Genomic DNA, 8788 nt, shown 5'->3' with positions numbered 1-8788 from the left:
CGCGCCGACGCGCGCGCGCCGCCAGCCACCGCATCGAGCCAGAGCAGGTCCGCCACCTGCGGATGGCGCGCCGATGCCAGCACATTGCGCCGCTGCATGGCCAAGCGCTGGCCATACTCGAACAGGCGTAGTTCTTCGGCCACGCTCACGCTGGCATGGCTGTCCGAACCGATGCCCCATGCGCCGTTCTGCGCAAGGTACGGCGCCGCGTCGAACACGCCATCGCCAAGGTTCGCCTCGGTGGTCGGACAGATGCCCGCCACCGCGCCACTGTGCGCCAGGCGCCGGCGTTCGTCCCAGTCCATGTGCGTGGCATGGACCAGGCACCAGCGCGCATCCACCGGCGCGTGATCGAGCAGCCACTGCACGGGACGCACGCCCGTCGTCGCCATGCATTCATCCACCTCTTTCTGCTGTTCGGCGATGTGGATATGCACGGGCGCCGTCGCGTCCATCGCATGCAGGTGCGCGACGGCCTGGGCCAGGCTGTGCGGCGGCACGGCACGCAGCGAATGCGGCGCGAGGCCGAGTCGCGCCCCATAGGCCGCGCAGTGGGGCGCGAGCTTTTCCAGCAGCGCCAGCATCGCATCGGTATCGTTGAGGAAGCGTCGCTGGTCATCCTGCGGAGGCTTTCCGCCGAAGCCGGCCGTCTGGTATAGCACCGGCAGCAGCGTCATGCCGATGCCTGCCGTCTGCGCCGCGCGCAACAGCCGCAGCGACATCTCCGCCGGATCGGCATACGGCTTGCCATCGACATCGCGATGGACGTAGTGAAACTCGCACACGCTCGTATAGCCCGCGCTCAGCATCTCGATGTAGAGCTGGGTCGCGATGGCCTCCAGCGCATCGGGTGACACGCGCAGCGCGAAACGGTACATCAGCGTCCGCCAGCTCCAGAACGAATCGCCGCCGGCCGGGTCAGCGGTCTGGCTGACACTGCGGTACTCGGTGAGCCCCGCGAATCCGCGCTGGAATGCATGGGAATGGAGATTCGGCATCCCGGGCAATACCGGGCCTGCCGCTTGCGATTCTCCGGGGGCAGGTGCCACATCCGTCGTCACCGACGTAAGCACCCCGTGGGCACCCCATTGCAGCCGTACATTGCGTGCCCACCCGCCGGGCAGCAACGCGTGCGGCGCAAACAAGCTTGTCACTGCGGTCATCGTTGCCAACCTTCTCCCTTGCGGAATACCCGCCCTCGCCGCACGACGGCGGCGCATGGGTTGCGGCCGAACCAGTACGCAAGCTCGGCCGACGACGCGACCTGCCACAGCACGAAATCAGCGGCGCGGTCCACGGCCAGCAGGCCATGCCGGTCGGCCGCGCCGAGTGCGCGCGCCGCGTGTGTCGTCACACCGGCCAGCACCTCGGGCACTGTCATGCGGAATATCGTGCAGCCCATGTTCATCATCAGCAGCAGCGAGGTGGTGGGCGACGTACCTGGATTGTGATCGGTCGAGATCGCCATCGGCACGCCATGTTTGCGCAGCAGCGCCAGCGGCGGCAGTTGCGTATCACGCAGGAAATAATACGCCCCGGGCAGGAGCACGGCCACGGTACCCGCTTCGGCCATCGCCACCACACCGGCCTCGTCGAGATGCTCGAGGTGATCGGCCGAGATCGCCTTGTGGCGCGCTGCCAGCGCCGCGCCGCCCAGGTTGCTCAGTTGCTCGGCATGGAGCTTGACCGGCAGGCCGTGGCGCGCGGCGGCCTCGAACACGCGCGTGGTCTGCGCGATCGAGAAGCCAATGCCCTCACAGAACGCGTCGACGGCATCGACAAGCCCTTCCGCAGCCAGCGCCGGCAGCATCGTCTCGCAGACCAGCTCGATGTACGCGTCGGCGCGGCCGGCGTACTCGGGTGGCAGCGCATGGGCGCCAAGGAACGTCGTGTGGACGGCGACGCCATAGGTCTCGCCAAGCTGGCGCGCCACACGCAACTGCTTGCGTTCGGCTTCCAGCGACAGACCATAGCCCGACTTGATCTCGATCGCGGTCACGCCTTCCGCGAGCAGCGGCTCGAGCCGCGCAGCCGCCTGCGCGAACAGCGTGGCTTCGTCCGCCTCGCGCGTGGCGCGCACCGTGGACACAATGCCGCCTCCCGCGCGCGCAATCTCTTCGTAGCTTGCGCCGGCCAGCCGCATCGCGAACTCGTCGGCACGCTGCCCGCCATAGACCAGATGGGTATGGCAATCGACCAGTCCTGGCGTGATCCACGCGCCGTTGGCGTCGTGCCGCGGCAAATGGCGATACACGTCGGGCAGCGCGGCGAATGCGCCGAGCCATGCGATGCGGCCCTGCTCGACGACGATGGCGCCATCATGAATCGCCTGCGCCGGATCGGCGGCGGGCAGCAGATGGCAGTGATGCCAGACGCCGTCGGCTGACGGCGCTTCGTTGAAATTCATCGGACCGGTTCCTTATGCAAGGCCACGCGCAGACACAGCGCGGACATCTCATCGTGAATCATCGTGACAGCCGGCGCTCCGGGCACCATCACGATGCCGTCGCCAGCCGTCATGTGCTGGCCGTCGCCGCAATCCCATGCGCCGCGCAGCACCAGGATCAGCACCGTGGCGTCGGTGGGGTCAGCGGTGAACGCCTGACGCATCAGTCGAACCTCCGCGCGGCAAACGCCGCGACGCGTCATGACATTGAAGTCGCGCGTCGGGCCGTCAACCAGCGTCGCGTGGACGGCGCTATCGCCGGAGAATGCGAACGGCTCGCCGAGGTGCCTGAGCTTGTGGCAAAACGAATCGTCTTGAGCCTGCAGATGCACGCCAGCCCCGTCGATCAGCACGATCTGTCGGTCGATACCCGGAAACGCCGAGAACGGCCCGTCCATGGCGATGTCGGCCACGCTGATGCGCCAGTCGAACGTATCCATGCCCGCACCCGGCGGCCATACGGCGATTTCGCGTGTGGTGCCGCCACCGTTCTTCCACGGCGTCGGCACGATCCTGTCGAGTCCAAACTTCATGTACGGTTCACCATCGGCAGATTCAGTCCCTTTTCCTTCGCGCATTCGATGGCGGTTTCGTAGCCGGCATCGGCATGACGCATCACACCGGTGGCGGGATCGTTCCACAGCACGCGTTCGATGCGCCTGGCCGCGGCGTCCGTACCATCGCAAACGATCACCACGCCAGCGTGTTGCGAGAAGCCCATGCCGACACCGCCGCCGTGATGCAGGCTGACCCATGTGGCGCCGCCAGCCGTGTTCAGCAGCGCGTTGAGCAGTGGCCAATCAGACACGGCGTCGGAGCCGTCACGCATCGCCTCGGTCTCACGGTTCGGTGATGCCACCGAGCCGCAGTCGAGGTGATCGCGGCCGATCACGACGGGCGCCTTCAGTTCGCCAGACTTCACCATTTCATTGAAGGCCAGGCCCGCGCGATGGCGCTCGTCGAGACCAACCCAGCAGATGCGCGCGGGCAAGCCCTGGAACGCGATGCGGTCGCGCGCCATGTCGAGCCAGCGGTGCAGGTGCTTGTCCTCCGGGAACAGTTCCTTCATCTTGGCGTCGGTCTTGTAGATGTCCTCGGGGTCGCCCGAGAGCGCCACCCAGCGGAACGGTCCCTTGCCGCGGCAAAACAGCGGACGGATATACGCGGGCACGAAGCCGGGGAAATCGAAGGCGTTCTTCACGCCTTCGTCGAACGCCACCTGACGGATGTTGTTGCCATAGTCGAGCGTGGGCACGCCCATCTGCTGGAACGCGAGCATCGCCTCCACATGCTTGACGATCGACGTACGCGCGGCCGCTTCCACGGCCTTCGGATCGCGCTGGCGCAGGTCCTCCCATTGCGCCACGGTCCAGCCCTCGGGCAGGTAGCCGTTGACGAGATCATGGGCGGAAGTCTGGTCGGTGACGATGTCCGGCCGCATACCGCCGGCCTGCGCGCGACGCACCAGTTCCGGCACGATCTCGGCGGCATTGCCGAGCAGTCCCACCGAAATCGCCTGACCGTTTTTCGTGGCCTCGGCAATCATCGCCAGCGCTTCATCGAGCGTGGTGGCCTTCTTGTCGAGATAGCGCGTGCGGATACGGAAATCGATGCGCGATTCCTGGCATTCGATCGCCAGCACACAGGCACCGGCCAGCACGCCGGCCAGCGGCTGCGCGCCACCCATCCCGCCCAGGCCCGCGGTCAGGATCCACTTGCCGGTCAGGTCGCCGTTGTAGTGCTGGTTGCCGGCTTCGGCAAAGGTCTCGAACGTGCCCTGCACGATGCCCTGCGTGCCGATGTAGATCCACGAGCCGGCAGTCATCTGACCGTACATCATCAGCCCGGCGCGATCGAGTTCGTTGAACTTGTCCCAGTTGGCCCAGTGCGGCACCAGGTTCGAGTTGGCGATCAGCACACGCGGCGCATCGGCATGGGTGCGGAATACCCCGACGGGCTTGCCAGACTGCACGAGCAGCGACTCGTCTTCGCCCAGACGGCGCAGGCTGTCAAGAATCGCGTCGAAGCACTCCCAGTTGCGCGCGGCCTTGCCGATGCCGCCATAAACCACCAGATCCTGCGGGCGCTCCGCCACGTCGGGGTCGAGGTTGTTCTGGATCATGCGATAGGCGGCTTCGATCAGCCAGTTCTTGCAGTGAAGCTGGCTGCCATGCGGCGCGCGGATCTCGCGCGGGCCACGCAGCGTCTGGGTGAATTGGTGTTCGTTGGCGTTCATGATCGGTCCCGGGATGGATGAAGGCTGCTCGAATGGAGAATGGAGAATGGACTAGCGGTTCACGAAGCTCATGCGCCGACGTTCGTCGGCAAGATCGCCCGCACGGCGTCAGGCCAGCCCGCGCCCGCATCGCCTTGAACGACCCACTGCTTCATGGCCTCGATGTCCGGCGCGAGATAGCGATCGGCTTCGACGAACGCCACGCGCGCGCGGATACGCGCCAGTTCCTGCTCCACCAGCGGCGACGACTTGAGCGGTCGATGAAATTCGATACCCTGCGCGGCGGCCATCGCCTCGATGCCGACGATCACAGCGGTGTTGGCCGCCATATCGCCCAGGCGGCGCGCGCCGTAGGTGGCCATCGACACATGGTCCTCCTGGTTGGCCGAGGTGGGCAGGCTGTCCACACTGGACGGATGGGCCAGCGACTTGTTCTCGGACGCCAACGCCGCTGCCGTGACCTGCGCGATCATGAATCCGGAGTTCAGGCCGCCATCGCGCACCAGGAACGGCGGCAGGCCCGACAGGCCTGTGTCGAGCAGCAGCGCAAGACGGCGTTCCGATATCGCGCCGATCTCGGCGATCGCCAGCGCGATGATGTCGGCGGCAAAGGCCACCGGCTCCGCGTGGAAGTTGCCGCCGGAGACCACATCACCCTGTTCGGAGAACACCAGCGGATTGTCAGATGCCGCGTTGGCTTCGATGCGCAGGATGCGGGCGGCATGGGTCAGGTTGTCCAGGCATGCGCCCATCACCTGCGGCTGGCAGCGGATCGAGTACGGGTCCTGCACCCGGCCGCACATCTTGTGCGAGTCGACGATCTCGCTGCCATCAAGCATCGCGCGTGCCGCGCCGGCCACGGCGATCTGGCCCGCCTGGCCGCGTGCCGCGTGAATGCGAGCATCGAACGGCTTGACCGATCCCTTGATCGCTTCGAGCGACAGCGCGCCAGCCACCAGCCCGGCCGCCAAGGCGTCCTCCGCGGCGAACAGGCCGGCCAGGGCCAGAGCGGTGGAAACCTGCGTGCCGTTGAGCAGCGCCAGACCTTCCTTCGGGCCTAGCGTGAAGGCGGCGAGCCCCGCATGGACCAGACCCTGCGCGGCCGGCACGCGCTGGCCGTCGACATACACATCGCCCACGCCGATCAGCGTGCAGGACATATGGGCCAACGGCGCCAGATCGCCCGATGCGCCGACCGAGCCCTTGGCAGGGATGCACGGCGTCACGCCGTAGTTGGCCAGCGCCAGCAGCGCTTCGATCAGTTCCGGGCGCACGCCCGAATGCCCACGCGCGAGGCTGACAGCTTTGATGGCCAGGATCAGCCGCACGGTATCGACGGACAGGTCGGAGCCCGTGCCCACGCTGTGCGAGAGCACCAGATTGCGTTGCAGTTCGGCGAGCTTGTCGTGCGCGATGCGCGACTGGGCAAGCTTGCCGAAGCCGGTATTGATGCCATAGACCACCGCGTCGGCGTCGATGATGTCCTGCACGGTGGCCTGCGCGGCACGCACGCCGGCCCACGCCGACTCCGCCATCGCCAGTCGCACTTCGCCACGATGGATGCGGCGCAAGTCGTCCAGCGAGACGTGGCCGGGGTTCAGCGTCAGGAGCGGTCGGGAATCTTGGGTCATCGTCATTCTCTGCTTTCTTGTCGGTCTTGGATAAAGACCTTGTATGGGCCTGTCTATACAGGTTAGTCGAAAAATAAGCCCGATGACCAGCTGTTGCTGGCCTCAGGCGCAAATATCAGCCGAAGGCAGGATTGCCGTCGGCACGGAAGCGGCTGCCAAGCCGGTAGCGGTTGCCCGGGTGCAGGCAACGCACGAATGTCACCGGCACGCCGTTGGTCCATGTGCGGCGCGTCAGCAGCAGGCACGGCTGCGTCGGGGGCATCTCAAGCTGCGCCGCCTGCTCGGGCGTGGCGGAGATCGCATCGACCACATGCTCCACCTGGTCGTACGGCACATTGCGCAGCAGGTATTCGCCGGGCTTGGTGCCGCTGAAATCCTGGTTGATGAACTCTGGCGCCACGCGCGGGTTCACGTAGCGGTCTTCGAGTTGAACTGGCACGCCGTCCTCGCGATGCACGCAAACCGAGTGGTACACCGACTCGCCCGTGTGCAGTTCCAGCGCGGCGGCGACCTCGATCGGCGCGGAGACGCGCTCCACCAGGATCACGTCGCACGCGTAGTCATGCCCACGCATACGGATCTCGTCCTGCAGGTTGACCACGGAAAGCAGCGTCGACTGCGGCTTCTGCTCGGCTACGAACGTCCCCACACCAGCCACGCGCACCACCCTGCCCTGCTCCGACAATTCGCGCAGCGCGCGATTGACCGTCATCCGCGATACCGAGAAGCGGTTCACGAGTTCCTGCTCGGACGGGACGCGGTCACCGGGTTTCCACACGCCGCTCTGGATCTGGCGCGCGATGTATTCCTTGACCTGCCGATACAGCGCGGCAGGCGCGGTGGCATTGCTCGGGGTGGGTGCCTGGCTGGCGGACTGGTTCATGGTCTCAATGCTCGGCCGAGGCCATGGCTTCGGCGCGAATCTCCTCGGTCAGCCGTGCCTTCAGCGCGGAGAACTCGGGAGAGGTCTTGATCGTGTAGTGGCGCGGATGGGGGAAGTCCACCGCGATTTCGCTCTTGATCCGACCCGGCCGCGCGGAGAACACCGCCACCCGGTTGGCCATGAAGATGGCCTCGTCGATATCGTGCGTGACGAATAGTACCGTCTTGCGTGCGGACTCCCAGATGCCCAGCAGCAGTTCCTGCATCAGCACGCGGGTCTGGTTGTCGAGCGCGCCGAACGGCTCGTCGAGCAGCAGGATCTTTGGATCGTTGGCCAGCGCCCGCGCGATTGCCGTGCGTTGCTGCATCCCGCCGGAGAGCTGCTTCGGATAGTGATGCTCGAAGCCGCGCAGCCCCACGCGCGCCATGAAGAAGTCGCTGCGCTCCTTCTGCGCGGCCTCGCTCATGCCGCGCTCACGCAGCCCGAAGCGCACGTTCTGCTCGATCGTCAGCCACGGAAACAGCGTGTACGACTGGAACACCATGCCACGGTCCGCGCCCGGGCCGGCCACCGGCTGGCCATCGAGCAGCACGCGGCCCCCGCTGGGCGTATCAAGCCCCGCCACGATGCGCAGCAACGTGGATTTGCCGCAGCCCGATGGGCCGAGGATCGTCACGAAATCGTTGTCGCGTACTTCGAAATCCACGGGCAGCAGCGCCTGCGTGGAGCCTCCGCGCGGATTCTCGAACGTGCGGGAGACCTGCTGGATCGACAGCGCGCTCATTTGATCGAACTCCACGGGAACAGGCGCTGGTTGGCCTGCTTGAAGACGAGGTCCGACACCAGCCCGATGCAGCCGATGACGATGATGCCGAAGATGATCTGTCCGGTATTCAGCAGTGCCTGGCTGTCCGTGATCATGTGGCCGATGCCTGACGACGAGCCGATCAGCTCAGCCACGATCACATAGGTCCAGGCCCAGCCGAGCACCAGACGCAGCGTCTCGGCGATATCGGGCGCGGCGCCCGGAATCAGCACGCGCCGCACGATGCCACGCGGCGTGGCGCCCAGCGTGTAGGCCGCTTCCACCAGATCCTTGCGCGCGCCGCCCACCGTCACCGCCACCATCAGCACGATCTGGAAAAACGAGCCGATGAAAATCACCAGCAGCTTCTGCGTCTCGCCGATACCTGCCCACAGGATCAGCAGCGGAATAAACGCCGACGCCGGCAGGTAGCGGCAGAACGAGACGAACGGTTCGAAGAACGCTTCCGCGGCCTTGTACGCGCCCATGAAGATGCCGAGCGGCACGGCCAGCAACGCGGCCAGCACGAACCCGCCCACCACGCGCCACACGGTCATGCCGATATCGCCGATGAAGCCGTACTGCGTGAAAAGCATCCAGCCTTCATGCGCCATCGTCAGCGGATCGGCCAGGAACGTGCGCGACACGAAGCCGCCCAACGTGGCGACAGCCCATACCGCGACGAACACGACGAAGAACGACATGCCAAGCAGCCACCGCGTGCGGGGCGATACCGGCACCAGCGGCGACGCCCACGGATGGCGCGCGCGCCGCGCGGGCGCGCCCT

Annotated in this window: 8 protein-coding genes; all 8 read right to left on the bottom strand. The window is 66.3% G+C overall.

Annotated elements, in window-relative coordinates:
- Window positions 1-1163 (bottom strand): formimidoylglutamate deiminase (locus tag D769_RS10470; protein ID WP_008644784.1); only part of this gene is annotated, 1163 nt, incomplete at its 3' end.
- Entirely contained in the window at window positions 1160-2407 is a 1248-nt protein-coding gene (gene hutI, locus D769_RS10465) for an imidazolonepropionase (RefSeq protein WP_008644783.1), read from the bottom strand. The genes D769_RS10470 and hutI, both read right to left, overlap by 4 nt.
- Window positions 2404-2979, bottom strand: coding sequence for a HutD family protein (locus tag D769_RS10460; protein WP_008644782.1), 576 nt, complete (start codon window positions 2977-2979; stop codon window positions 2404-2406). Before D769_RS10460 ends, hutI begins: the two co-directional genes overlap by 4 nt.
- Window positions 2976-4682, bottom strand: coding sequence for a urocanate hydratase (hutU, locus tag D769_RS10455; RefSeq protein WP_008644780.1), 1707 nt, complete (start codon window positions 4680-4682; stop codon window positions 2976-2978). The genes D769_RS10460 and hutU overlap by 4 nt, the downstream gene beginning before the upstream one ends.
- Before the next feature lie 68 nt (window positions 4683-4750).
- A complete protein-coding gene (gene hutH, locus D769_RS10450) occupies window positions 4751-6319 on the bottom strand; it encodes a histidine ammonia-lyase (protein WP_008644778.1) in 1569 nt (522 codons plus the stop codon).
- Window positions 6320-6428: 109 nt separating this feature from the next.
- Complete coding sequence (gene hutC / locus D769_RS10445) at window positions 6429-7196, bottom strand: histidine utilization repressor (protein ID WP_008644774.1); 768 nt, start codon at window positions 7194-7196, stop codon at window positions 6429-6431.
- Window positions 7197-7200: 4 nt separating this feature from the next.
- On the bottom strand, window positions 7201-7980 hold the full coding sequence (locus D769_RS10440; RefSeq protein ID WP_008644773.1) for an ABC transporter ATP-binding protein: 780 nt from the start codon (window positions 7978-7980) through the stop codon (window positions 7201-7203).
- On the bottom strand, window positions 7977-8788 hold an 812-nt coding region (locus D769_RS10435), incomplete at its 5' end, for an ABC transporter permease (RefSeq protein WP_008644772.1). The genes D769_RS10440 and D769_RS10435, both read right to left, overlap by 4 nt.

Origin of the sequence: Cupriavidus sp. HMR-1 (genome assembly GCF_000319775.1) — a bacterium.
GTDB classification, from domain to species: Bacteria; Pseudomonadota; Gammaproteobacteria; order Burkholderiales; family Burkholderiaceae; genus Cupriavidus; species Cupriavidus metallidurans.
Note: the sequence above shows the minus strand (reverse complement) of the source record. Positions and strands in the feature narration are given on the sequence as shown.